Origin of the sequence: Dactylosporangium sp. CS-033363, from assembly GCF_050942475.1 — a bacterium.
Classification (GTDB): Bacteria; Actinomycetota; Actinomycetes; order Mycobacteriales; family Micromonosporaceae; genus Dactylosporangium.
This window is the reverse complement of record NZ_CP192032.1, coordinates 5,622,241-5,646,672: the sequence shown is the minus strand read 5'-3', so window position 1 is coordinate 5,646,672 and position 24,432 is coordinate 5,622,241. Positions and strand designations below refer to the sequence as shown.

The window sequence follows — 24,432 nt, the reverse complement described above, 5'->3', positions numbered from 1 at the left end:
CCATGGACGAGGGGCGGATCGTCCTGGTCGACGACCGGGGCACCGGGTACCTGCTCGCGACGCGGCTCGTGCTCACCGCGGGGCATGTCGCGCCCGGCATCGGCGCGGCGGTCCGGCTGGCGTCGATGACCGCGGAGTTCGCCATGACCGGCCGCGTGGTCTGGAAGGGCGTGTCCGACCGGCTCGACGCCGCGCTCGTGGAGATCGACGACGGCGACTGGCCGGTCGCCGGCCCGCTGAGGACGGAGTTCGGCTGGCTCGCGACGGGTCTGGCCCGGATCGAGGCCGCGATCGCCGGCTTCCCCGAGTCCGCCGAGGACAACGCCCCGCGCTTCGAGTCCGGTCACGTCACCGGCTGGATCAACGCGCTCGATCAGCGCAAGAGCGGCCGGTACCTCGTGCACCTGCGGGAGACCGCATCGCGGGAGCGTCCGGACGGCGCGTCACCCTGGAGCGGCCTGTCCGGCGCGGCGGTCCTGTGCGGCGGCCTGCTGACCGGCGTCGTGGCCGCCGATCCGCTCCGCGGGCAGCACGCCAAGCTCCAGGTGGTACAGGCGCAGGCGCTGCTCGCCGACGCGGGCTTCCGGGAGGTGCTGCGCCGCCACGGCCTCGCCGGCGCCGGGCTCCTTCCGGTCGAGCTGCAGGACGTGAGCGAGCGGCCGTTGCCGGTGGCGCCGCTGCCGGCCTCGCTGCTGCTGCCCTGGCGGCGAATCGTGGCGTTCGGCGGCCGCGACGAGCTGTTCGCCGAGCTCGACGCCTGGACGCAGGGGCCGAAGGTCGCGTCGTGGCTGCTGTACGGGCTGGGCGGCCAGGGCAAGACCCGCGTCGCGGCCGAACTCGCGCATCGGCTGGCCGGGCAGGGCTGGGCGACCGTGTGGCTGCGCCCGGACGCGGCCGACTGCTCGGTGCTGGCCGAGGTCACCGCCGACCTGCTCGTCGTCGTCGACTACGCCGAGACCCGGGCCGGTCAGGTCGTGGACGTGCTGCACACGATCGCCGGCGCGTCCGGCCGAAGGGTCCGGCTGCTCATGCTGGCCCGGACCCAGGGCGAGTGGTGGGACGACCTGCGGATGGCCACCGGATTCCTCGCCCGGACGCGGACGGTGGAGCTGCTCGCGCTGGCATCCAACCGCGACAGCTGGCTCACGACGTACCGCCAGGCGGTCGCCGACCTGGCCCCGCACCTGGCCGAGCTGCCGGAGTACGCGCAGTACGCGTGGCCGCCGGTCGTCGAGCGGCTCGTCGCCGCGGCCGAGCCCCGGTCCGACGGCGTGTCGGCGCTGACGGTGCACATGACCGCCCTGGCCGACCTGCTCGACAGCGTCGACCCGTCGGCGGCGCCGCCGCCCGTCGGCGCGTCGGTCGAGGACCGCGTGCTCGCCCACGAACATCGGTACTGGAACCGCGCGGCGACGGCGTTCGGCATTGCCCCCGGGATCAGCGAGCCCGGCCTGCAGGACGTCCTCGCCGCCGCGATGCTGCTCGGGGCCGAGGACGGGGCCGGCGCCAACCGGATGCTCAAGCAGCTGCCGGTGCTCGAGGGGCAGTCCGGCGACCGGCGCAACCAGGTCCGGTCCTGGATCGCGACGCTGTACCCGGCGGCCGACGCGCGGCCGTGGGGCGGGCTGCAGCCCGACCGGCTCGCCGAGCGGCATGCCGGCCTGCGCCTTGTCAGGTCGCCGGAGCTGGTCGACGCGCTGATCGGCGACGCAACGCCGGGCCAGCTCAAGTCCCTGGTGACCGTCTACGCCCGCGCGGCGTTCCAGCCCGCGTTCCTCAAGCGGCTCGACCGGCCCCTGGCCGAGTTGATCGTCCGCCATCCGGAGCAGCTCGCCGGCATCGCGATCGACGTCGCGGCCCAGGTCGAGGCGCCGGACCCGCTCATCCGGGGCCTCCGCCAGGTGGCCGCGGCCGACGGGACGACCGTCGAGGTGCTCGATCTCCTCGCCGGCCACATCCCCGAGACCAGCCACAACCTCGCCGACCTGCGCATCGACCTGTTGCGGTCGCTGGCCGAACGGCTGCGCGGGACAGGCGACGACCCGCCGGCCCGAGCCCGGGCCGCCGTGGTGATGCGTGCGCTCGCGGCCAGTCAGGCGGCGATGGGTATGCGCCGGGAGGCGCTGGGCTGGGCTCAGGAGGCCCACGGTCTGCACGCGGACCTGTACGGCATGAACCCGGACCTGGCGGCGGAGCTGGCCCGCACGCGCACCGTGCTCGCCGAGCGGCTCGGCGATGTCGGTGACTATCACGAGGCCGTAATGGTCGCGCGCCACGCCGACGAGGCCGGCCGGACCGGCCCGGCGCCGCATCCGGTCGATCGCGCGGCGACGCTCGTCGTCCTGTCGGTCTGCGAGGCGCGGGTCGGAGAGTTCGGACGGGCGCTCGCGGCAGCCGAGGCAGCCGTGCACGGGCTGGACCACGCTCGCGGCGACGTCCACGCGGCACGGGCGGACGCGCTGCGAAACCTCGCGCAGCGCCTGAGCGCCGTCGGCCGCCACGAGCGCGGCCTGGCCGCCGTGCAGGACGCCGTCGAGGTGCACGGCAGGCTCGCCCACGATCGGCCCGATGCCCACCGGCTCGACTTCGCCAAGTCCCTGCAGCTGCACTCCACCCTGCTCAGCGCGGTCGGGCGGGACGATGCGGCCCTGACGGCCATCAACCAGGCAACGGAGCTCTACCGCGAACTCACCAAGTCGCGGCCGACGGCGTACCTGCCGGACCGCCCGGCGGTCGTGAACGCCCTCGCCGGGCAACACGCGGCCCTCGGTGAGCTGGACGAGGCGCTGCAGGTGACCACGGAGGCGTTGCACACCCACCGGCAGCTGGTGGACCTGCGGCCGGAGATCCTCGCGGCCGACCTTGCGGCCGTGCTGGTCAGCCACGCCGACCGGCTTGCCGCGGTCGGACGCCGCGAGGAGGCGCTGCAATCGGCCGAGGATGCGCTGGAGCTGCTGGAACGGGATCAAGGGTCCGGTCCCCTCGGCGCCATGCTCGCCCGGGCCGACGTGATGCGGGCCATGTCGCGGCATCTCAACGCCATCGGACACCGCCACGACGCCGTCCGCTACGCGACCAGAGCCGTGGGCCCGGTCGAGGACGTCAACGACCACCACCGCGGTGCCTACACCACCGTGGTCGCCGGGGCGCTGATCGAGGTGGCCGATCGTTTCGAGGGGATCGGCGAATCCGAGGAGAGCCTGCGCGCCGCGGAACGGGCGGTGGGGACGTGCCGGCGGGCAGCGGCCGGAACGTCCGACGCGCACGCGCCGGACCTCGCACGGGCGCTGGACGTCGTCGCCCGGCAGCAGGCGAAGCTCGGGCGCGGCAAGGAGGCCCTGCGATCGGCGCAGGAGGCCGTGCAGATCTGGCGGCGGCTCGGCCGGACCTGGCCGGAGGCGTTCCGGTCCGACCTCGCGGCGGCGCTGCACCGGCTCGGGACGCTGCGCATCGCGGACGGCGCCGTCCGGCGTGGCCTGGCGGCGCTGGGCAAGGCGGTGCACCTGCGCCGAGCGGCGGCCGCCGCCCAGCCCGCGGCGTTCGCCGCCGCGCTCGCCGATCAGGCCGCGCGGCTCGCGGCGGCGGGGCGACTCGCCGACGGTCTCGCGGCGGCGGCCGAGGCGGTCGCGGTGTGCCGGCCGCTCGCGGCGCGGCATCCGCGGGCGTTCGAGCCCGACCTCGCCGCCGCTCTGGTTGCCCACTCGGACCGGCTGGCCGCGGTGGGCCGCCGCCATGAGGCCCTCGAAGCCGCGCAGGAGGCCCTCGGGCTGTACCGGCGGCTGGCCGAGGCGGAATGGGAGGCGTTCGGACCGGATGTCGCCGCCGCCTCGATCACGGTCTCGGACCGGCTAGCTGCCGCCGGCCGGCCCGAGGAGGCGCTCCAGGCCGCGCACGACGCGCTCAGGGAAACCGAGACACACCACGAGCACGGGCCGGAGGCGTTCCGTTCGGCAACCGCCGCCGCGCTGTACAACCTGGCATTGCGGATGGCCGGCGCGGGCCTGCACCGCGACGCCGTCCGACCGGCGATGGACGCCGCGGCGATGTACCGCGAGCTCCACGGCCGGTTCCCCGACAAGTTCGCGACCGCCTATGGCGCCGCGCTGGCCGAGGCGATCAAGCGCGCGAGAGCCCTCGGCGATCACCGGATGGCCGAGCGCCTCCGGGTGGACGCCGAGGCCCTGCGCCGCCCGGGCCGGGGCTATAGGCGGCAGGGCACCCAGAACACGTAGTCGGCGGTGTAGGCGACCGACCGGGGCGCGTCGGTGCCCGGCGTGCACGCGCCGGTCGGGCCCACCCCGCCGGTGGTGTTCACGCGGCTGATGAACGCCACCGCGTCCAGTTCGCCCGGGGTGGTGTTCTCGTGGGCGGCCACGTGCAGCAGCAGCCACGCGATGGTGCCGTCCTTCGGGACCGTCACGTCCACCGCGCCCAGGATGATGGAGTGGTCGCGGTCGGACTCCCAGCGCGGCCCCGCGTAGTGGTGGATCGTCGTGGCCGGGCGGCCGTAGCGCTGCAACCGGGCCTCCGGCGTCGACTTCGTGGCCCACGTGGCGGTGCCGTCCGGGTTCGCGGTGCAGGCGTAGGTCTGGGTGCCCGCCGTCACGCGGTACGCCGAGCCGATCCGGAAGCCGCTGCCCGGCGTCGGCGCACCGGCGGGGAGGCGGAAGCGGACGCCGGTGAACGCGTCGGTGGCGGCGGACGCGGTGCCGGCACCCGCCGCGATCAGGGTCGCCGTCGCCGCCAGCACGAGCGCGGCCTTCTTGGATGCACGCATGCCGGCAGCCTAAGGCCGCGCCCAAGCGATCGGCGCTGACGAATATCTAACACAACCCTGCGGCGCTGGAATCCGTAGTGGGTCAGGCCGGGCGGTACACCTGGATCGTGACGCCCTTCGAGTCGGTCGTGGACTCCAGCAGCTCGAGGGGCAGGTCCGGGCCGTCCGCCGGGAACAGGCGGGTGCCCTGGCCGAGGATGACCGGGATGACCACGAGGGTCAGCTCGTCGACCAGGCCGTGGGCCAGCAGCGAGCGGATCAGGGTGCCGCTGCCGTGCACCTGGAGCTCGCCGCCCGGCTTGGCCTTCAGCTCCGCGACGGCGGTGGCCAGGTCACCCGGCAGCACCGTCGTGCCCGACCAGGCGGGGTCGGTGAGGGTCGCCGAGGCCACGTACTTCGGGCGGGTGTTCAGCGCCTCCCAGGTGCGCTCCCAGCCCGGCACATCCGCCGCGGACAGGGTGCCCCACGAGGCCTCGAACAGCTCGTACGTGCGGCGGCCGAACAGGAAGGCGTCCGCCCGGCGGTAGGTCTCGTTGATGTAGCCGACCGTGTCCCGGTCGCCCTTGCCCAGTGCCCAGCCGCCGCGGGTGAAGCCGCCCCGGCGGTCCTCCTCCGACGCGCCGCCGTTGCCCTGCACGACGCCGTCGACGGTGATCTGGGTCATGGTGGTGAGCTTCATGGTCGCAAATTCCCTTCGTTCCTGGCCGGTCTCGCCCCACCTACGAATGCCGCTGCGGCAATCCGACACCGCGCGGCCGGGAAATTTCAGTACCTTTCTCGGGCATGAACATCGTCGTGCGGGAGATCGTCTGCGTCGTGGTCGGGCTCACCGGGATCGTGCTGCTCGCGCTCGGGATCGACCACGTGCTCGACATCGGCAGCTGCGCGTCGGGCGGGCCGTACGTGAGCGCCCGGCCCTGCCCGGAGGGGACCGACGGCTGGTTCTGGACGATGATCGCCGGGGCGGCCGGGTGGGTCGGCGGCATGATCGCGAGCCGGCGGGCCTTCTTCGCGCCCGGGGCCGGGCAGCTGCTGTGGACGGCGGGCTTCGCCGGGGGCGGGGCCGCGCTGCTGGTCAAGGTGCTGACGGAGCCGTCGATGCCGGAGGACGCGAAGCTCGGGGCGTCGATCATGGCCGGGGTGTTCCTGCCGATGGGGCTGGCGGTCGGCATCGTCGGGATCGTGCAACTGGTCCGCGGCCGGCCCGGGCGCCCGGTCAAGAAGACGAAGACCCCTGCTCCGGTACCGCACGACGACGCCTGGACCCGCATGAAGGCCCTCAACGACCTGCGCAGCACCGGTGCGCTGACCCGCGCGGAGTTCACGGCGCTGCGGGACGCCCCGGCGGACGGGCGGGTCGACCGGATCCGCGAGCTGCACGAGCAGCGCGAACGGGGCGGGCTGAGCACGTCGGCGTTCGAGGCCGGCAAGCGCCGGGTCCTGCTCGGGGAGTGACGTGAGGAGCTTCTTGCTGGTCGCGGCCACGGCGCTGGTGTGGCTCGCCGCCGGGATCGCCGGCGCGCTCGGCGGGTGGCTGTGGTGGGCGGTGGCCGCGCTGCCGACCGCGGCGCTGCTCGCGGCGCCGATCGTGCTGTACAAGACCTCCGGCGGGCGGACCTGGCCGACCTGGGTGGCCTACGGCTTCGTGTTCGTGCTGCTGCTGACCGCCTACGCCGCGCCCGGCGACTGGTACATGCGCGCCGCGGGCAGCCGCACGACCGCCACGGTGCGCGAGGTGGCCTGCATGGAGACGAGCCAGGGCCGCTGCCTGTACCACTACACCCTGCACGACCCCGCCGGCACCCCGCTGCCGGGCGTGTTCCGTGACTCGGTCGAGTACGAGTACGGCGCCCCGCTCGACGTGGTCGTCGACCCGCGCAACCTGCTCGCGCCGCGGCTGGCCGCCGATCTCGACAGCCGGGTCTTCGACGTGCTGACGCTGGTCGCGTTCGCGGGCTTCGCCGCCACCGTCGCCGCCGCCCACCTGGCCGGCCGGCGGGCCACGTCGCACGTGTGAGGTTCAGGCCAGCGCCGCCGGCCGGTGGGTGGCCAGCCGGACCACCCCGGCGACGATCGCGGCCAGGCAGAGCGCGAACACCGCCATGTCACGCGGGCTGTGCGGGATCTCCTCGTGCAGCAGCAGCGCGCCGAGCAGCACCGCCGTGATCGGGTTCGCGATCAGGTCCGCCGGGTAGCCGACCCCGAGCCCGTCGGCGGCGAAGGCCAGCTGCAGCAGGATGAAGCTCGCCGCGGCGGCCGGGCCGAGCAGGGCCGTGGCGACCAGCGCGTCGGCGTCGGTGAGGGCGCCGCGGCCGAGCTGGTGCCAGGCGGCCGCCACGGCGTCGAGCAGCACGGCGGCCAGCCCCGCGCTGCAGCCCGCGATGAGCCCGAGGGCCGTCGCGCGGGCCTTGGCGGTGAAGCGGCGGGCCAGGCTCAGCACCAGGGTGCCGGCCACGAGCAGGGAACCGGCGGTCACCAGCGTCGTCGGGAGGCGCAGCGGATCGGCGTCGCCCGGGTCGCCGACCAGCAGGAAGAACGCCGCCAGCCCGGCCACGATCAACGCGCAGGACCCGTACTGCACCCCGCTCGGCCGCGCCGCCCCCAGCCGCCACGCGGTCAGCAGCGCGACCGGCAGCGCCAGCACCAGGCACGGCTGGACGAGGATGACCGGCCCGGTGGCCAGCGCCACGGCCTGCAGCAGCGCCCCGGCGCCGTCGAGGATGATGCCGGTCCGCCAGCGCGGGTCGCGCCACGAGCCGGAGGCGGCGGCCGCGTGTTCGAGGGCCGTGGCCGCGCCGTACGCACCGGCCGCCGCGAGGGCACACGGGATCGCCACCTCGAGCATGATCGGATTTTTCCATGCCCGGGACCCGCGCACCGAACTGTTAAGAACATTGACAGTTGTCTTACCGAAGGGCTTAATACAAGTCCTGAAGTAAAGGAGGCGCGAACATGGTCCCAACCCGGCCACTGTCCGCACTGCTCGTGGCGGCCGCCGCGGCCGCCACCCTCGCCTACGCCCAGGTGCCCGCATCCGCCGCGGCCACCAGCGTGCAGGTCTACTGGAGCTCCGAGTCCCGCACCGCGGGGTACGAGCCCAAGAACGCCAACTGGTACAGCAACCCCGCCACCGGCCTCGCCGGCACGCCGTACCAGTTGTCCCGCCAGTCCGACCTCCCGATCACCGCCGCGAGCGGGAGCGCGGGCATTGTCGTCGACACGAACACGCGGTACCAGAGTGTGCTTGGCGTTGGTTCTTCGCTCGAAGAGTCGACGATCTTCAACCTGTCGAGGATGAGTGCCGCGGGCCGCGACCGGGCGCTGCGCGCGCTCGTCGACCCGTCCGCCGGCGCCGGGTTCAACGTCGCCCGGATCACCTTCGGCACCAGCGACTTCACCTCGCACGACTTCTACACGTATGACGACGGGGCCGCCGACCCGTCGCTGTCGCGGTTCTCCATCCAGCGCGACATCGACTACAACATCATCGCCACGCTCAAGCAGGCCCTGGCGATCAACCCGAACCTGAAGATCTTCGCCAGCGCCTGGTCGGCGCCGCCGTGGATGAAGACCAGCAACAACATCATCGGCGGCAGCCTCAACAGCACCTACATCCCGACCCTGGCGGCGTACTACCGGCGGGCGGTGCAGGCGTACGCGGCACAGGGCATCCCGATCTACGCCCTCACCCTGCAGAACGAGCCGCTGTTCTCCCCGGCCGACTACCCCGGCATGCTGGTCTCCGCCGACCAGGAGCGCCAGCTCGCGGTGGCACTGCGCACCGAGCTGTCCAACGCATCCCTCGGTACCGTGAAAATCTGGGCCTTCGACCACAACTTCAGCGAGGGCGTCTCCTACGCGGCCGGCGTGCTGAGCGGGAACGGCTACGCGGCCGTGGACGGGATCGCCTTCCACGACTACGCCGGTGACCCGTCGGCGATGGCGACCGTCAAGGCGAACTATCCGGCCAAGGACGTGCTCATGACCGAGCGCTCCGTCTGGGGTACCGCGGGCGCCGACCGGATCGTGCAGTACTTCCGCAACTCCGCCACCCTGTACGAGGGCTGGGTCAGCATGCTGGACCAGAACCGCTCGCCCGAGCGCTGGTCCGGTTCGCCCGATCCGACCATGCTCGTGCAGAGCACCGCGAACCGCGACACGTTCTGGGCGCTGCCGGACTACAACATGGTCGCCCAGTTCTCGAAGTTCGTGCAGGCCGGGGCGCAGCGGGTCAGTACCGGCTACGGCTCCACCGGCAGCGTCACCAACGTCGCCTTCCGCAACCCCGACGGCACCCTGGTGACCGTCGTGGTGAACCAGACCTCGGCCAGCCAGGCGTTCACCCTGCGGGTCGGGTCGCAGCAGGTCAGCAGCACGCTGCCGGCCAAGACCGTCGGCACCTACCTGTGGGCCGGCGCGGACAGCGGCACGCCGACCGGCCGGACCGGGCAGATCAGCGGGTACGGCGGCAAGTGCGTCGACGTCTCCGGCGCCAGCAGCGCGAACGGCGCCAAGATCCAGCTGTGGACCTGCAACGGCACGACGGCCCAGCAGTGGACCGTCGGCGGCGACGGCACCGTGCGTGCGCTCGGCAAGTGCCTGGACGTGGCCGCGGCGAACTCCGCGAACGGGACGAAGGTGCAGCTGTACGACTGCAACGGCACCACCGCCCAGCAGTGGACCGCCGGCCCGAACAACAGCCTGGTCGCGCTGGGCAAGTGCCTGGACGCCACCGGCCCGAGCTCGGCCGACGGCACCCAGCTGCAGATCTGGTCCTGCACCGGTTCGGCCAACCAACAGTGGATCTTGCCCTGACAGGTTTTGTCGTACCTGGTTGGTAGTGTCCCGAGCCGTGAGGACGTACACGGCACTGGCGTTGATCGAGGCGGCGGCCACCGTCGTCGGCGAGTCCATCGACTGGCCCCGCCTCGTCAGCGGCATGCGGACGGCCCTGCCCAACCTGCTCCGCTACAGCCGCCGCCTGCCCCGCCCGTTCGTCGAGGCCGCCCTGGGCCTCGGCGACCCGGCCCTGCTCGACGAGCTCGCCGAGAACGACCACCTGCTCGCCGCGATGCCCGACGTCAAGGAGCGCGTCGCCCGCTCCGGCCGGCACCTCGTCGCCCTGCGCTCCCTGCGCGCCCGCTGGGACCTGCGCTCGCAGCGCCTCGTCCTGGCCGCCTACCAGCCCGACGGCCGGAGCCTCGACGGCTGGCTGGACCGGCAGCGCGCCGCCGTCGCCGGACCCACCGCCGAGGGGGTCCACCTGGCCCTCGAGGCCCACGCCGCGCAGCTCACCACCGCCGAACGCTGGCGGGCCATGGCCACCCTGCGCCGCCTGCAAGGGCCGGATGTCGTACTGCCTGAGCCCGGCCTCCACCGCACGCTGGACGAGCTGGAGGCGACGGCCGCGGCGTGGGAGGGCACCGCCGGTGCGATCGCCGAGCTGCGCGACGGCTTCACCGACCACCTGCCCCTCCGTCCCGAGCTGGACTGGGCCGCGCTCGCCGCCGCCCACGCGGAGCAGCCGTTCGCCGGGCCCGCCGCGGCCGCCCTCGCCGCCCGCCCCGACTGCCCCGACGACCTGCGGTTCGCGCTCTTCCTGGCCGACCCGGCCGCCGTGGCCCCCGCCGTACCGGTGCTAACCGAGGCGATGGCCCTCGCCCCGCCGCCGAAGAAGGGCGCGGCCAAGGCGGCCAGGGTCGTCGCCAAGCGCGCGGTCGCCGACGGCCTCGACCCGGCCCTGCTGCTGGAGCGGATGCGCCCGGCCGTCGCCGTGCTGGAGACCATCGAGTCCGACGCCCTGGCCAAGCTCGTCGAGACGCACCTCGGCACCGACCCCGGCAAGTGGTGCTGGGCCCGCGCGAAGCTCAACGCGTTTGCGGGCACCGTCACCGAGTTCCTGGAGTCGGCCGGCACCGCGCCCTGGCCGGCCTCGGTCACCAGCGCCCGCCAGGCGTTCCTCACCCTGCTCGACCACGCCCCGGCCGGCGCCCACCTGGCGCTGCTGGAGCGGATGGACGACGGTACGGTCACCGACCTGTTCGCCAAGGGCACCTGGCGCGCCGAGTGGCTCGACCGGGCGCTGTCGGACCCGCGCCGGGTGCTGCGGGTCGCGCTCGCCGCCCGCCCGTCGATCGACGCGGCCGCGATCGAGCGGCTGGCCGCCCTCGACGACCCGGAGCTCAACGGGCTGCTGTTCCGGCGCACGGCGGTGCCGCACCGGCTGCGCACGTCGCTGCTGTCCGGCCGCCCGCTCGACCCGGCCGTGCGCGAGCAGCTGCTGGCGCTCACCGCCGGCTGGCACGGCACCGACGCCCTGGACTGCGCCGACGCCGAGCTGCAGCGGCACATCGTCCGGCACGTGCGGGTACGCGGCAACGCGGCCCAGTTCCGCCTCCTCATCAACCTGTGGCACCGCCACGGCCAGGCCGCGGCGGCGGAACTGCTCGCGGCGGACCTGAAGCCGGCCAACTACAGCGCGTCGCCCTTCAACCCGCCGGTGCGCAAGCGCATGGCGCAGATCCTGGGCCGCGCGGACGACGCGGAACGCCGGGCCGCCCTCGACGCGCTGGAGGCGGAGGTCGTCGCCGAGGAGTCGCCGGAGGGGCAGTTCGCGCTGCTGCGGGCCGAGCGGACCGACCACATGCTGCTGTTCAAGGAGACGCGGCTGTGGCACTGGGACGCCATCATCGCCGAGCACCGCCGCTCGCCGCTGCCGGACCCGATCCTGGCCACCATCGCCACGGGCCGCGGCGTGCCGGCCTCACTCGTCGAGGCGGGCCGCGACAAGCTGCGCCCCTGGGAGAGCCCGGCGGCGGAGGAGTACGTGGCGGGCCGGCCTCTCGCCGACATCCTCGCCACGCCGCGCGAGGGCCACGACACCAGCTGGATCGCCGCGTTCATCGCCGCCGGCATCGTGACCTGGCCGGAGGTGCTGCGCCAGGTCGTGCCGGCGGCGCACCCGCTGGACCTGATCGGCGGGACTTCGAACGAGGTGTCGCGGGCGGCGCTGGTGGAGCTGATGGCCGCGACCTGGGACGGCAACCTGGACGCGCTCGTCCTCGCGGGCGAGATGGCCACCACCTTCCCGGGCCCGGCGGCGGAACTGATCGCGGTCGCCACCGCCGCGGTGGCGCCGTGATGCTCGCGAGGCTCGGCGGCGGCTGGGTGCCGGTGGTGGCGGGGTGACGTTCGAGAAGTCGCCGGGGCCGTGGGCGTTGATGGAGGCGGTCGCGGGCCCGGACGTCGAGTGGGATCGGGTCGTGAGCGGGGCGCGGGACCTGCTGTACCGGATCGTGCGGTTCCAGGATCGGCTGCCGTGGCCGTTCATCGAGGCGGTGATCGCGCTCGGCGACGGGGAGCTGCTCGGCGGGCTCGCCTGGAACGACGACGCGCTCGCCCGGCACCCCGGACTGCGGGAACGGCTCGCCGCCACCGGCGCGCGGCAGGTCGCCGATGCCGCGGCGCCGCAGGGGTTTCAGCGGCGGGGGTGGGAGCTGCGGCTGCGGCGTCTCGTCATGTCGCGGCTCACCGAGGCGCCCGGTGTCTGGGCCGCGGGGGATCGGTCCGGGGTCGTCGCGCCCGTCGCGTTCGTGGCGCGGAAGGCGACCAACAACGTCGGCGAGCGGCTGACGATCGCGGAGCGGCTGCGGGCGATGCTGAGCCTGCGGCGGGCGGAGGGGCCGGACACGCCGCTGCCGTACTGGCTGCCGACCGTGCCCGCCGAGCCCGCCTCGCTCCTCGAAGGCCGCGTCGCCGAGGAGGAGGGGACGGCCGGGGCGATCGCCGAGCTGCTCGACGGCTTCACCGACCACCTGGCGCTGCGCGAGTCGCTCGACTGGGACGCGGTCGGCGCCGCGCATGCCGAGATGCCGTTCGGGCCCGCGGCCGCGGCCGCGCTCGCCGTCCGGGCGGACTGCCCGGAGGAGTTCCGGTTCGCGCTGTTCCTGGCCCAACCCGCGGCGGTGGCGCCCGCGGTGCCGGTGCTGACCGAGGCGATGGCGCTCGCGCCGCTGCCCAAGCAGGGGGCGGCCAAGGCGGCGCGGATCGTCGCCCGGCGCGCCGTCGACGACGGGCTCGAACCCGAGCTGCTGCTGGAACGGATGCGGCCCGCCGCCGCGGTGCTCGAAGTGGTGCGGCTCGACGCGCTCGGCAAGCTCGTCGACGTCCACCTCGGGGCCGACCCGGGCAAATGGGCGTGGGTGCGGGCGAAGGTCAACGCCTTCAAGGGCAGCGTCACCGAGCTGCTGGAGTCGGCCGGGAGTGCGGCCTGGCCGTCGAGTACGACCGGGGCCCGGGCCGCGTTCGTGGCGCTGCTCGACCATGCGTCCGACGGGACGCAGCTGGCGTTGCTGGAGCACCTGGACGACAAGACGGTGCACGAGCTGTTCACGCAGGGTGTCTGGCGGGACGCGTGGGTGGAGCGGGCCGTCACCGATCCGCGGCCGGCCCTGCGGCTCGCGCTGGCCGCCCGGCCGACGCTCGACGGCGCGGCGGCCGATCGGCTGGCGGCGCTCGGGGACGCGGGGGTGAACGGGGCGCTGTTCCGGCGTACCGGGACCTCGCACCGCCTGCGGATGCAGCTGCTCGACGGGCGGCCGTTCGATCCCGAGGTGCGGGCGCACCTGCTCACGCTCAGCGCCGGCTTCCACGGCACGGACCCGCTCGACTGCGCGGACCGGGAGCTGCAGCGGCACCTGCTGCGGCACGTGCGGGTACGCGGGAAAACGGCGCAGTTCCGGCTCCTGCTCAACCTGTGGCACCGGCACGGGCCGGAGGCGGTGACCGAGCTGCTGGAGGACGAGCTCAACCCGGTCACCTTCACCAGGGCGGCCATCACGCCGGCCGTGCGCAGCCGGGTGAAGAAGGTCCTCGCCGCGCGGGACCGGGCCGGCAAGCTCGCCGAGCTCGAGGCCGAGATCGCCCACGCCGAGTCGGCGGCCGGGCAGATCGAGCTGCTCACGTCCGTCGGCGTCGACTTCCAGAAGGTGTACGGCGAGACGCGCCTCTGGCACTGGGACGCCATCCTCGCCGAGCACCGCCGGGCGCCGCTGACCGGGCCCGGGCTGACCGGCATCGGGGAGGCGCGCGGCTGCCCGCCCGAGCTCGCCGAGGCCGGACGGACCCGGCTGCGCCCGTTCGCCAACGCCGTCGAGGCCGCGCTGGCCGCCGGGACGACGCCGGTCGCCGAGGTGATCGCCGCACCGCGGGACGCCCCCGGCTGGATGTACCGGGCGACCCGGTCCGGCGCGGTCACCTGGGACGAGGTCCTGCGCCACACCTCGCCGGCCGCCGACCCGCTGACCTACATCGGCGGCGACTCCTCCGACCCGTCCGGCCGCGCCGCCCTGGCCGCGCTCGTCGCCGAGACCTGCGGCGGCGACGTCGACGCGGTCCTGCTCGCCATCCGCCTTGCCCCCGACTTCCCCGGCCCGGCAGCCGAACTGCTCCAGGTGGCCGCGGCGGCGGTGCGTCCGTGACGCGTGCGGCCTCCGGTGCCGAGGCGTCCGCGGATGGCGATGGCGGCGGTGCGTCCGTGGCGCGTGCGGCGTCCGGCGCCGAGGTGTCCGCGGGTGGCGATGGCGGCGGTGCGTCCGTCACGCGTGCGGCGTCCGGCGCTGAGGCGTCCGCGAGTGGCGACGGTGGCGAGGTGTCCGCGGGTGGCGATGGCGGCGGTGCGTCCGCGAGTGGCGACGGCGGCGGTGACCGCGTGGCGGCGGCTGCGGCGGTCGGCGGCAGCGGTGATCGCGAGGCGGCCGCGACCGGTGACGAAAGCGGTGGCCGCATGACGGCCGGCGGCGGGCACGTGGTGGTCCTGGGCGTGCCGGCGGTCGACCTGCGGGATCGGCGGGCGCTGGCGGCCATGGCGCATCCCGATCCCGACATCACGGCGCGGGCGGAGCGGCTCAAGGAGGCGGCGCTGCTCGACTTCGGGGTGCGCGACAGCGTGGCCGGGTCCTGGATCTACGCGAAGTGCCGGCATCAGATCGCCACGATGGCGGTGCCCACGGCGGCGGTGGTGGCGGGCGGGGACGGGGTGTGCAGCCTGCTGTACAACCCGGAGTTCTTCAGCCGGCTGGGGCCGTCGGGCGTCAAGTTCGTGCTGTTCCACGAGGCGCGGCACCTCATGCAGCGGCACCTCTACGCCGACCGGGAGCTCGTCGGCGACCCGCTGTTCGTGCTCGCCACCGAGGTCAGTGTGAACCACGTGGCGATGCGGCGGCTCGGGATGGGGATGCCGCAGGTCGACGGGGAGACCGTGGGGGTCGATCCGGTGGCGGTGCACCGGCGCTACGAGGACGACCTGCGCTCGCAGGGGCTCGAACCGTTGTCGTACGCCGCGTTCGTCGAGACCGATCTCGGCCTGTACCGCGAGCTGCGGCGGATGGCCGAGCCGCCGGTGCGGGTGGTGCTGTGCGTGCACATGGGGGCGGGCGGCGTTCCGCTGGACGCGGAGACCGTCGAGCGCGTCGGCGCGGCCGTCCTCGAATCGCTCATGCGGCAGGCGCGGGCGGGCAACGCGGCCGCTCGGGCCGAGCTGCTGGAGATGGCCGATCGCAGCGGCGGCGGCGGGGAGCGGCTCAGCCGGATGTGGGGGGACCTCGGCCTGGGTGCCCTGCGCGGGACGACGCAGAAGACGCGGCGGGTCGAGTGGTGGCGGCGGTGGCTTGCCGACGTCCTGGCGGCCCGGCTGCAGCCCGGCGAGCGTCTGGTGTACCCGAAGAAGCTCGGCGCGGTGCTCCTCGCCCTCGGCCATGAACCGCTGCTGCATCGGCGGGGGAACACACGGTACAAAACCGTGCTCATCGCCTTTGACACCTCGGGGTCGATGCCGGATTCGGTGGTCGAGTGGCTGACGACGCTCGTCGGGCAGATCGACGGGGTGCGGGCGCACTGGCTGAGCTTCGACGCGCACGTGATGCCGTTCAAGCCGGGGGAGCGGGTGCTCGGCGGCGGCGGGACCAGCTTCCAGGGGGTCGTCGACTATGCCGAGAGGCGGCTCGACGTCGGCGGGAAGCGGCTCGAGGACACCGTCGACGCCGTGATCGTGGTGACCGACGGGTTGGCGCCGGAGGTCCGGCCGGCCGAGCCGGAGAAGTGGATCTGGCTGATCACCGACGGCGGGTCGACGTGGCCGGAGACCCAGGAACCGCCGATGGCCTGCCATCGGGTGCGCACGGGAGAGGACTAGCGGAGTTGGGTACGTCGCTGCTGGAGCGGTTCATCGACGGCATGATCGCGGCCGGGATCACCGGGCAGGTGTTCGGCGAGCACGGGATCGGCAAGACGTCGACGTTTCTGTCGTACGTGCCGCGCGAACACGGCCTCGACGTCGTGCTCGTCCCGGCGGCCAACCTGACGCCGGACGACCTGCTCGTCAACGCGCCCGTCCGGGACGCCGAGACCGGTGAGCTGGCGCTGCACCAGCTGATCATGAAGCAGCTCACGCCCGGCCGGCGGTTCGTGCTGCTCATCGACGACTCGCTGCAGGCCGGGGACACGATCCAGTCGCAGCTCATGCAGGTGGCGTGCAACTGGACGCTCGGCGAGCACGACCTGCGCGCGCTCGGCTGCGTCGGGGTGTTCCTGACCGACAACGAGTCGGCGGCGGAGACCTCGGCCCGGCGGACCGACCTCGCCGTGCTCGACCGGATGGCGACGCTGCACATCGGGGCCAACGACACGTCGTGGCGGGAGAGCCTGGTCCGGCGGTACCCGCGCTGGGACCTCGACGGGGTCTTCCGGGTCTGGGCTGCCCAGACCCCCGAGGTCCGCAAGCTGCTCTCGCCGCGCACCCTGCAGCACGTGCTGGACTGCGCGGCCGAGGGGCTGCCGATGCGCTGGGCGCTGCCATTGCTCAACGGCGCCCGCCTCGACCTCGACGAAGCGATCCTGGCTCAGATCGCGACCGAACTGGGCATCACCGACCCCGTGACCGTTCCCGACCCGGTGCGCCGGCTCCTGCGCACCGCGATCGCCCGCCGCTGGGCCGTGCTGCTGCAGGGGCCGCCGGGCTGCGGGAAGACGGAGATCGCGAAGCAGATCGTCCGGGAGGAGACAGGGCAGGATCCGGTGTACTTCTCGTTGCCCGTCACCAACGTCGAGGACCTCTGCGTGCCGGTGCCGGCCGCCGACGGGACGCTCGACACACTGCTGACCCGGGCGCTGCTCGGGCCGCGGCCCAAGGTGATCGTGTGGGACGAGTACAACCGGCCCAAGGACCGCGCGGCCTTCGCCCGGCTGATGGAGATCACCCAGGAGTGGTCGCTGGCCGGGCGGCCGATCGAGGCGCTGCGGGCGCAGTTCGCGCTGCAGAACCCGCCGTACCACGTGGGGCGCAAGCTGCAGGTGACGCCGAACAACCTGGCCCAGGCGAGCCGGTTCACCGCCAGCCTGGAGGTCGGCCCGGACGACATCCCGGCCGGCCAGTGGCTGCTGGACACCTACGGCCGCCCGGCGGAGGCGGCGCTGGACTGGTGGAAGTACGACCTGGACGACGAGGGCCGCGACTGGGTCTCCAAGCGCACCCTGGAGCGGCTCATCAAGCTGCACCTGCACGACCAGCCGCTGCAGGCCGGCCTGATCTATCTCGGCGAGGGGGAGTTCGCGCCGGTCGCGCTGTCCGGCCTCGAGGCCCGCCTCGCGGGGGAGCGCCGGGTGGGCCTGCACGAGCTCGCGGCCGACCCGGCGGGCTGGGCGGCCCGGCTGGCCCGCGCCGTGGCCGACTGCGACGAGGGTACCGACGACACCGACCTGGTGCACCAGGTGTTCTCCAACGCCGAGGTCTCCCAGCTGCGCGAGCACACCGCGGTGGTGGTCCAGCTGCTGCGGCACCTCCCGCCGAAGCTGCGGGCCACCTACCTGGTCGGGCAGGCGCCGGAGCGCCAGCGGTTCTGGATCGACGCGGTCAAGGCGATGGCCGCCCCCGCGGCGGGGACGGCCATTCCTGCCGCTACTGGATCACGAACGTCGTGAAGTAGATGTCCATGACCTCTTTCTTCTTCTCGACGGTGTAGGCCTTGACGACCTTCTCGACGAGCTCCTTCTTGGTGCGGTCGCGCTCGGCGTTGCTCATGAGCTCGTCCATCTTGCGGCCGCTGTACTCGGTGATCGCGAGGTCGAGGGCCTTGCTGCCGTCCGGGGCCTCGGCGGCGTCGGTGGTGGCCTGCAGCGTCATCTTCAGCTTCAGGTAGTGCCCGTCGGCCAGGTTGATCGTGACCGCGTCGAGGACGGACACGACGCCCGGGGTCGGCTCCGGCTCGGCCGCGGCGGTCTTCGGCTTGAACATCAGGTACCCGCCGGCGCCGCCGCCCAGCAGGACGACCGCGATCGCGATGATCATGATCAGCTTCTTCTTGCCACCCTTGGCGGGGGTCTCCTCGGTGGTCTTCTCGTCCTTCGCCATGGTCTTCTACTCCCTCAGTTCGTTGAAGCCGAGGGCAGCAGCGCCCGGGTGTCGGCCGGCAGGTTGGACAGGACGATGACCTCGACGCGGCGGTTCAGCTCGGCCGCGCGGGGGTCGGTGGTGGGGTACAGCGGCTTGGTGTCGGCGAAGCCGGCGGCCTGCAGACGGTTCTCGGCGATCCCGGCGTCGGCGTGCAGCATCCGCACGACGGCCGAGGCGCGGGCGGAGGACAGTTCCCAGCCGGAGGGGTAGTTGCCGGTCCCGCCGGAGAGCTGGTTGGTGTGCCCGTCGACCTCGATCTTGTTCGGCAGGGCGGCGATCGCCGGCCCGACCCCGTCGATGATCTTCTTGCCGGCGGCGAGGAGGTTGGCCTCGTTGCCGTTGAACACGATGCCGGTGGTCACGATGGTGACGACCAGCCCGCGCTCGTCGACGGTGTACTTGACCTGGTCGGCCAGGCCCTGCTTGGCCAGCTCGGCGTCGATCTGCGCCTTGATCTTGTCGTAGTTCTTGACCTCTTCGGCCGCGGCCTGCTGGCGCTTCGAGGCGCTGGCGCGCTCCTTGGCCTGCACCGCGTCCTGCACGGCGGTGGCGTCCGAGGTGGTGCCGCCGACGCCGGAGGACAGGTCCATCGGCGAGTTGGAGTCCGAGGACTCCATCAGGCTGGCCTCGCCGCCCTCGAACGCGACGGACGGGTTGCCGAAGCCGACCGCGAGGCCGTTCTTGAGCTCCGCGAACTTCTTCTGGTCGACCTGGGAGATCGCGAACAGCACGATGAACAGCACCATCAGCAGCGTCATCATGTCCGCGTAGGACACCAGCCACCGCTCGTGGTTCTCGTGCTCCTCCTCGTCGTGGCCGCCCTTCTTGTGCTTCGTGTGCGCGCCGGCCTTCGCCGCGTGTCCACCACCACTCATGGCGGCCCCCCTCCAGGTCGTTGTAACGCCGTCAGGGGTTACATCGGACCAACCGGAGGACACAAGAGTTCCGCCCCGGTGCCTCACGGGTGCGTGCAGGTTCGCGCAGAAACGGACAAATGCTTACTTATAGTCTGTCGGGGAATAAGTCCGATATATCGTGGCGCGCCAGCGCCCGACATATCGCCCAGGTGGCTACTTCGCGGCCGGAACCCGGCGTCCGTGCCGCGTGTACAGCGCGGCGAAGCCGGTCCCGACGCACAGCGCGGCCGAGCTCAGCGCCAGGGACCAGTGCACCCCGATCGCCTGGCCGAGCACGCCGACCGTCAGGCCGCTGCCCGCCCGCAGGCCCGCCGAGGACACGTTGTACACCCCGATGACCCGTCCGCGCTCGTCCGGCGGGGCCAGCAGCTGCGTGACGGTCTGGCCGATGGACATCGAGGCCAGGTTCGCGATGCCGCCGATGAACAGCAGGATCACCGCCAGCCACAGCTGTCCCGCGACCGCGAAGAGCAGGCTGCTCACGCCGTACAGCAGGGTGGTGCCGACGGCCGCGCGGACCGTCGGGCGCAGCCAGCCCGTCGCCTCCAGCAGCAGCCCGCCGACCACGCCGCCGGCGCCCGCGGCGAAGAGCAGGATGCCGTACGCGTCGGTGCTGTCGGCGCTGAGATCCTCGGCGAAGGTGGGCATCGTGGCCTGCATGGCGGTACCGACGAAGAACGAGGCGAGGCCGGCCAGGATGATCATGCTGATCAGGGTGTGGTCGCCGGCCACGCGGCGCAGCACCTTGAACGTGTCGAGCAGGCCGACGCGGGGGCCGCGGGGACCAGCGTGGCGGGTGTGGCCGGTGAACCGGGTGCGGAACAGGAACAGCGTCAGCGGCAGGTAGAACGCGATGTTGGCGAAGATGCCCGCGGTCGGGCCGAGCCACAGCAGCAGCGCGGAGCCGACGGCCGGGCCGAACAGCACGCCCAGGCTGCGGAAGGTCGCGTTGAGCCGGACCGCGGAGACGAGGTCCTCGTCGCCGACGAAGTCGTGCAGCATGAGCTGCTCGCCGGGGCCCCACAGCGACCCGGCCATGCCGTGCAGCACCAGCAGCACGCAGGCCTGCCAGATCTGCAGCGAGTCGGTCAGGAACAGGATCCCCCACAGCAGCGAGACCAGCATGAACAGCGCCTGGGCGGCCTGGATGACCCGGCGGCAGTCGTGCCGGTCGGCCAGCCCGCCGAACCACACCGAGAACAGCAGGAACGGCACCCAGTGACTGATCACCTGGAAGCCGGCCAGGGCCTCGGAGTGGAACTTCTGCCACAGCACCCAGTACGTGATCACGTGCTCGACGTTGTCGGCCATCATCGACAGCGCCGCGCCGAAGAGGTACGGGCGGCAGTCGGGGTTGCGCAGCGCGGCGAAGCGGCGGGCGGCCGGGGCGGGGGCGGTCACCCCATAACCCTCTAATGGTCTTGGCCGCCGAGTGGCGACCGGGCGGCCGGAAGTGACGACTGCAACAAACCTGCAAACGCCACGCGTTGACTCGCCCGGTCCGCCGGTGCCACCGTGGTCGCCAGGAATGCGCTTTCCTAACTTCCTGGAGGACTCCATGCGCGTAGGGATCCGGACCGGTCTCACCGCCGCCACGGTGGCCGGGCTGGTCGCGGCCGGCGTCGCCTTAGCGGCCTCGGCCAACGCGGGCGGGCCGGGCGTGCCCGCGGCGGCGCGGCAGACCCTCGCCGCCAACGACGGCTGGGCCGCGGCCGGCGCCGGCACCACGGGCGGGTCGGCCGCCGACGACGCCCACGTGTTCACCGTGCGCACCCGCGACGAGCTGGCCGCCGCCGTGGCCGGCAGCACGCCGAAGATCGTGCTGGTCGCCGGCACGATCGACGCCAACGAGGGCCGCTCCTGCGCCGACTACGCGGACCCGGCCTACGACCTGCAGGCCTACCTGACCGCGTACGACCCGGCGACGTGGGGCAAGGTCGCGCCCAGCGGCCCGCTGGAGGCCGCCCGCGTCCAGTCGGCGAAGAACCAGGGCCTGAAGGTCAAGATCGAGGTCGGCGCCAACACCACGGTCTACGGCCTGCGCAACGCCCGCATCAAGGGCGGCAACCTGCTCATCACCAACCAGAGCAACGTCATCATCCGCAACATCGCGTTCGAGGACGCGTACGACTGCTTCCCGGCCTGGACGCCGACCGACGGCGCCGACGGCAACTGGAACTCCCTCTACGACAGCGTGACGCTCAGCGGCGCCACCAACGTGTGGCTGGACCACAACTCGTTCACCGACGGCGCCAACCAGGACGTCGACCAGCCGATCTACCTGGGCCGCCCGTACCAGGTGCACGACGGCGCGGCCGACATCATCCGCGGCTCCGACTACGTGACGGTGTCGTACAACAACCTGTTCGAGCACGACAAGACCATGCTGATCGGCTCGACCAACACCCCGGGCGTCGACGTCGGCAAGCTGCGCGTCACGCTGCACCACAACCGGTTCGCCAACGTCGGCCAGCGCGTCCCGCGGGTCCGCTTCGGCCAGGTCGACGTGTACAACAACTACTACTACGCCACCGACGAGGACACCTTCGTGTACGCCATCGGCGTGGGCGTGCAGTCGCAGGTGTACGCGGAGAACAACTTCGTCCTGCGCAGCGCCGACACCCCGCTGAACGCCTTCGTCTACAACTGGGGCGGCGTGCAGATGACGGAGAAGGGCACCCTGGCCCGGGTCGGCACCGGCCCGATCCTCGCGGTGAACCTGCTGGACGAGTACAACAAGGCGTTCGACCCGGACATCGCCACCGACGCGGGCTGGACCCCGGCCCTGCGCGCCGGGCTGGACCCGGCCGCGAACGTCCCCGCCCTGGTCACCGTGAACGCCGGCACCGGCAAGCTGCCGGGCTGATCACTTCAGGATTGTCGCGACGAGCTGGTCGAGCCAGGCGGTGAGCTTGGCTCGGCCCCAGCCGCGCTGCTCCACCAGCAGCGCCACCGTGTGCCAGGTCACCAGCGCCCACAGCGTGTCGGTCGCGCGGCCCACGGTCAGCCCCTCGCGCAGCTGGCCCGCGTCGGCGTAGGCGCGCACGAGGGTCTTGAGCCCGGCGCGGCGGGCCCGCTCGTGCCGCCGCCACGCCTCCCGCAGCGTCGGCTCGGCGTGCGCAGCCTCCTCGAACGCCCGCTCGACCGGGTACCGGCGCAGCAGCGACCCGGCGAGGTCCTCGGGCACCGGCGCCGCCGAGGCGCGCCGCACCGCGAGCAGCAGCAGGCCGGGCTTGTCGGAGAGCGCGTACACGGACTTCGGGGTGACGCCCGCGTCCTCCGCGACCGCCGCGATGGTCGTCCCCGCATAGCCGTGCCGGGCGAACAGGCGCTCCGCCGCGGCCGCGATCGCCTCCTTGGTCGCCGCCGCCGCCGCGATCCGCCGGGGTGCGTTGTATCTCCTTTGCACATTCAGTGCAGTCATGCTCACCTCACTTCACGATGACTGTACCGAACGTGGAACGACTGCTCACAGCGCAGGATCAGACGGTACAAGAGCAGCTTCTGGCTCTTGAATTGCCCACAGTGGACGGTGCGCGACCGTTGGGGGATAACTGGAAATGTCTCGGAAACCCTTTGTTCACCGGCTGTTTGGTCGTAGTCTCGGTGTCGTTGCCGACGCGCTGGAGGTGATTCCCATGGCGAAGAAGTCCAAGAAGTCGAAGAAGGACAAGAAGGGCAAGAAGAAGTAGTCCTGCCCGGACGGTGGCTCGGGTCGAGAAACCACTCGACCCGGCACACCAACCCCCTTACGCGGCGCCGCCGTTGACGAACAGCGTCTGGCCGTTGATCCACCGGGCCGGCCCCGCGAGTGCCGCCACCACCTCGGCGATGTCGTCCGGTCGCCCCAGCCGCCCCATCGGGTTCAGGCTCGCCGTGCGTTCCACGGTCGCCGCGTCCTTGCCGTCGAGGAACAGGTCGGTCTCCGTCGGCCCCGGTGCCACCGCGTTGACCGTGATGTCCCGGCCCCGCAGCTCCCGCGCCATGATCAGGCTGAGCGCCTGCACCGCGGCCTTGCTCGCCACGTAGCCGGCGTACGTCGGATGCTGCAGCCGCGTCTGCGACGTCGAGAAGTTCACCAGCGCCCCGCCCGGCCGCAGCCGCCGCGCCGCTTCCCGCGACACCACGAACGTGCCGCGGATGTTCGTGCGGTGCATCCGGTCCAGCTCGTCCAGGTCGATCTCGGCCACCGGCTCGAGGACCATCCGGCCGGCCGCGTTGACCACGACGTCCACCCCGCCGAACTCGTGCTCGGCCAGGTCGAAGAGCGCTTTCACCGCACCCTCGTCGGCCACGTCCGCCCGGGCCGCCACCGCCGGCCGCCCGCCCGCCGCGCCGATCGCGTCGACGGCCTCCTTGGCCGCCACGTCGTTGCCCGCGTACGCGATCGCGACGGCCATCCCGTCGGTGGCCAGACGCTCGGCCACGGCCCGCCCGATCCCGCGGGAACCACCGGTGACCACCGCCACTCTGTTCACGGTTGCACCCCCTTTGCGCAGGAATGGCCGGACTACCCCGGGGCGGCGCGCTCACACCGCCGGGCGTTACAACTGTCCGGTGAGCTCACTCGACGGGTACCTCGGCGCGGTCGTCCGCCGCCTGCAGGGGATCTTCGGCGGGCGGCTCGTCGGGGTGTATCCGGCGGGGTCGCTCGCGCTCGACGCGTACCTCCCGGGCCGCAGCGACCTCGACCTGGTCGCCGTGGCCGCCGGTCCGACGACGGCCGAGATCGAGGCCGTCATCGCCGCGCTCGACCACGGGGCGCTGCCCTGCCCGGCCCGCGGCCTCGAGTTCGTCCTCTACGACCGCGACGCGCTGGCCGGCCTGACCACCGAGGCCGGGTTCGCGCTCAACCTCAACACGGGGCGGGACATGCAGTACAAGGCCGAGATCGGTTCCTCGGAGGGACCCGCCTTCTGGTACCCGATCGACCGCGACATCGTCCGCCAGCAGCGCCGCGCGCTCATCGGCCCGCCGTTCCCCGGCCTCGTGACCAGGGTCCGCTCGCGGCAGCTCATGCCGGTGGTCGCCGAGTCGGTCGCGGCGCACCTGGCCGCGCTCGGCGAGCACGGCGACAACGCGGTGCTCAACGCGTGCCGGTCGCTGCGCTACCACGCCGAGCACACCTGGTACCCGAAGCGCGCGGCCGCCGCGTGGGCCCTCGACCGCCTGCCGTCCGAACGGACCGTGATCCAGGCCGCGCTGGACGGCGCCGACCGGGACCGCGAAGCGGTGGAGAAGTTCCTGGCGAAGGTACATGCGATCGTCACATCACCTGCGTAGGGTGTTGC

The 24,432-nt window shown here is 73.1% G+C and carries 18 protein-coding genes; 10 read left to right on the top strand and 8 right to left on the bottom strand.

The features are described 5' to 3' along the window. Positions 1 to 2 precede the first annotated feature (2 nt). Positions 3 to 4,232, top strand: a complete 4,230-nt coding sequence (locus ACQPZ4_RS26115; protein WP_433040355.1) for a hypothetical protein — start codon at positions 3 to 5, stop codon at positions 4,230 to 4,232. Here the strand turns inward: ACQPZ4_RS26115 and ACQPZ4_RS26110 are convergent. Together ACQPZ4_RS26110 and ACQPZ4_RS26105 are read right to left on the bottom strand one after the other, a co-directional pair. Next, positions 4,202 to 4,777, bottom strand: a complete 576-nt coding sequence (locus tag ACQPZ4_RS26110; protein ID WP_433040352.1) for a DUF3455 domain-containing protein — start codon at positions 4,775 to 4,777, stop codon at positions 4,202 to 4,204. The two genes, ACQPZ4_RS26115 and ACQPZ4_RS26110, sit on opposite strands and share 31 nt — an antisense overlap. Before the next feature lie 82 nt (positions 4,778 to 4,859). After that, the gene (locus ACQPZ4_RS26105; protein WP_433040349.1) at positions 4,860 to 5,456 is read right to left on the bottom strand and encodes a dihydrofolate reductase family protein; all 597 of its coding nucleotides are present in this window, start codon (positions 5,454 to 5,456) and stop codon (positions 4,860 to 4,862) included. Between the two features lie 104 nt (positions 5,457 to 5,560). On the opposite strand from ACQPZ4_RS26105, the gene ACQPZ4_RS26100 reads away from it, so the two are divergent. Together ACQPZ4_RS26100 and ACQPZ4_RS26095 are read left to right on the top strand one after the other, a co-directional pair. Beyond that, positions 5,561 to 6,232: a hypothetical protein gene (locus tag ACQPZ4_RS26100; RefSeq protein ID WP_433040346.1), complete on the top strand. Its 672-nt coding sequence runs from the start codon at positions 5,561 to 5,563 to the stop codon at positions 6,230 to 6,232. Between the two features lies 1 nt (position 6,233). Beyond that, positions 6,234 to 6,794, top strand: coding sequence for a hypothetical protein (locus tag ACQPZ4_RS26095; protein ID WP_433040343.1), 561 nt, complete (start codon positions 6,234 to 6,236; stop codon positions 6,792 to 6,794). Between the two features lie 3 nt (positions 6,795 to 6,797). On the opposite strand, the gene ACQPZ4_RS26090 is transcribed toward ACQPZ4_RS26095, so the two are convergent. Continuing rightward, entirely contained in the window at positions 6,798 to 7,622 is an 825-nt protein-coding gene (locus ACQPZ4_RS26090; protein ID WP_433040340.1) for a DMT family transporter, read from the bottom strand. A gap of 107 nt (positions 7,623 to 7,729) precedes the next feature. Between ACQPZ4_RS26090 and ACQPZ4_RS26085 the strand changes: the two genes are divergently transcribed. From ACQPZ4_RS26085 to ACQPZ4_RS26065, 5 genes are all read left to right on the top strand, one after another. Further along, complete coding sequence (locus ACQPZ4_RS26085) at positions 7,730 to 9,592, top strand: ricin-type beta-trefoil lectin domain protein (protein ID WP_433040337.1); 1,863 nt, start codon at positions 7,730 to 7,732, stop codon at positions 9,590 to 9,592. A gap of 37 nt (positions 9,593 to 9,629) precedes the next feature. Next, positions 9,630 to 11,918 (top strand): hypothetical protein, encoded by a 2,289-nt coding sequence (locus tag ACQPZ4_RS26080; RefSeq protein WP_433040334.1) that lies wholly within the window; start codon positions 9,630 to 9,632, stop codon positions 11,916 to 11,918. A 43-nt stretch (positions 11,919 to 11,961) separates the two neighbouring features. Beyond that, a complete protein-coding gene (locus ACQPZ4_RS26075; protein ID WP_433040331.1) occupies positions 11,962 to 14,256 on the top strand; it encodes a hypothetical protein in 2,295 nt (764 codons plus the stop codon). A gap of 230 nt (positions 14,257 to 14,486) precedes the next feature. Further along, positions 14,487 to 15,968 carry a hypothetical protein gene (locus tag ACQPZ4_RS26070; protein ID WP_433040329.1) on the top strand — a complete coding sequence of 494 codons (1,482 nt, stop codon included), beginning with the start codon at positions 14,487 to 14,489 and terminating at the stop codon, positions 15,966 to 15,968. Between the two features lie 5 nt (positions 15,969 to 15,973). Continuing rightward, positions 15,974 to 17,752 (top strand): AAA family ATPase, encoded by a 1,779-nt coding sequence (locus tag ACQPZ4_RS26065; RefSeq protein ID WP_433040327.1) that lies wholly within the window; start codon positions 15,974 to 15,976, stop codon positions 17,750 to 17,752. Here the strand turns inward: ACQPZ4_RS26065 and ACQPZ4_RS26060 are convergent. From ACQPZ4_RS26060 to ACQPZ4_RS26050, 3 genes are all read right to left on the bottom strand, one after another. Next, the gene (locus ACQPZ4_RS26060; RefSeq protein ID WP_433040324.1) at positions 17,730 to 18,182 is read right to left on the bottom strand and encodes a flagellar basal body-associated FliL family protein; all 453 of its coding nucleotides are present in this window, start codon (positions 18,180 to 18,182) and stop codon (positions 17,730 to 17,732) included. The two genes, ACQPZ4_RS26065 and ACQPZ4_RS26060, sit on opposite strands and share 23 nt — an antisense overlap. A 14-nt stretch (positions 18,183 to 18,196) precedes the next feature. After that, on the bottom strand, positions 18,197 to 19,099 hold the full coding sequence (locus tag ACQPZ4_RS26055; RefSeq protein ID WP_433040321.1) for a flagellar motor protein MotB: 903 nt from the start codon (positions 19,097 to 19,099) through the stop codon (positions 18,197 to 18,199). A 195-nt stretch (positions 19,100 to 19,294) separates the two neighbouring features. Further along, positions 19,295 to 20,542: an MFS transporter gene (locus ACQPZ4_RS26050; RefSeq protein WP_433040318.1), complete on the bottom strand. Its 1,248-nt coding sequence runs from the start codon at positions 20,540 to 20,542 to the stop codon at positions 19,295 to 19,297. Between the two features lie 157 nt (positions 20,543 to 20,699). On the opposite strand from ACQPZ4_RS26050, the gene ACQPZ4_RS26045 reads away from it, so the two are divergent. Continuing rightward, positions 20,700 to 22,007, top strand: a complete 1,308-nt coding sequence (locus tag ACQPZ4_RS26045) for a pectate lyase family protein (RefSeq protein ID WP_433040315.1) — start codon at positions 20,700 to 20,702, stop codon at positions 22,005 to 22,007. Here ACQPZ4_RS26045 and ACQPZ4_RS26040 read toward each other — a convergent pair whose 3' ends face one another. After that, positions 22,008 to 22,565 (bottom strand): TetR/AcrR family transcriptional regulator, encoded by a 558-nt coding sequence (locus tag ACQPZ4_RS26040; protein ID WP_433040312.1) that lies wholly within the window; start codon positions 22,563 to 22,565, stop codon positions 22,008 to 22,010. A gap of 325 nt (positions 22,566 to 22,890) precedes the next feature. Continuing rightward, positions 22,891 to 23,640, bottom strand: coding sequence for an SDR family oxidoreductase (locus tag ACQPZ4_RS26035; protein ID WP_433066662.1), 750 nt, complete (start codon positions 23,638 to 23,640; stop codon positions 22,891 to 22,893). Positions 23,641 to 23,698: 58 nt separating this feature from the next. On the opposite strand from ACQPZ4_RS26035, the gene ACQPZ4_RS26030 reads away from it, so the two are divergent. Beyond that, a complete protein-coding gene (locus ACQPZ4_RS26030) occupies positions 23,699 to 24,424 on the top strand; it encodes an aminoglycoside adenylyltransferase domain-containing protein (protein WP_433040309.1) in 726 nt (241 codons plus the stop codon). Positions 24,425 to 24,432: the final 8 nt, after the last annotated feature.

What these genes read in the sequence shown, in the direction of transcription:
- ACQPZ4_RS26115 (WP_433040355.1), top strand. Translation starts at nt 3, where the DNA reads ATGGACGAGGGGCGGATCGTCCTGGTCGACGACCGGGGCACCGGGTAC.
- ACQPZ4_RS26040 (WP_433040312.1), bottom strand. Translation starts at nt 22,565, where the DNA reads ATGACTGCACTGAATGTGCAAAGGAGATACAACGCACCCCGGCGGATC.
- ACQPZ4_RS26110 (WP_433040352.1), bottom strand. Translation starts at nt 4,777, where the DNA reads ATGCGTGCATCCAAGAAGGCCGCGCTCGTGCTGGCGGCGACGGCGACC.
- ACQPZ4_RS26100 (WP_433040346.1), top strand. Translation starts at nt 5,561, where the DNA reads ATGAACATCGTCGTGCGGGAGATCGTCTGCGTCGTGGTCGGGCTCACC.
- ACQPZ4_RS26060 (WP_433040324.1), bottom strand. Translation starts at nt 18,182, where the DNA reads ATGGCGAAGGACGAGAAGACCACCGAGGAGACCCCCGCCAAGGGTGGC.
- ACQPZ4_RS26055 (WP_433040321.1), bottom strand. Translation starts at nt 19,099, where the DNA reads ATGAGTGGTGGTGGACACGCGGCGAAGGCCGGCGCGCACACGAAGCAC.
- ACQPZ4_RS26090 (WP_433040340.1), bottom strand. Translation starts at nt 7,622, where the DNA reads ATGCTCGAGGTGGCGATCCCGTGTGCCCTCGCGGCGGCCGGTGCGTAC.
- ACQPZ4_RS26085 (WP_433040337.1), top strand. Translation starts at nt 7,730, where the DNA reads ATGGTCCCAACCCGGCCACTGTCCGCACTGCTCGTGGCGGCCGCCGCG.
- ACQPZ4_RS26105 (WP_433040349.1), bottom strand. Translation starts at nt 5,456, where the DNA reads ATGAAGCTCACCACCATGACCCAGATCACCGTCGACGGCGTCGTGCAG.
- ACQPZ4_RS26045 (WP_433040315.1), top strand. Translation starts at nt 20,700, where the DNA reads ATGCGCGTAGGGATCCGGACCGGTCTCACCGCCGCCACGGTGGCCGGG.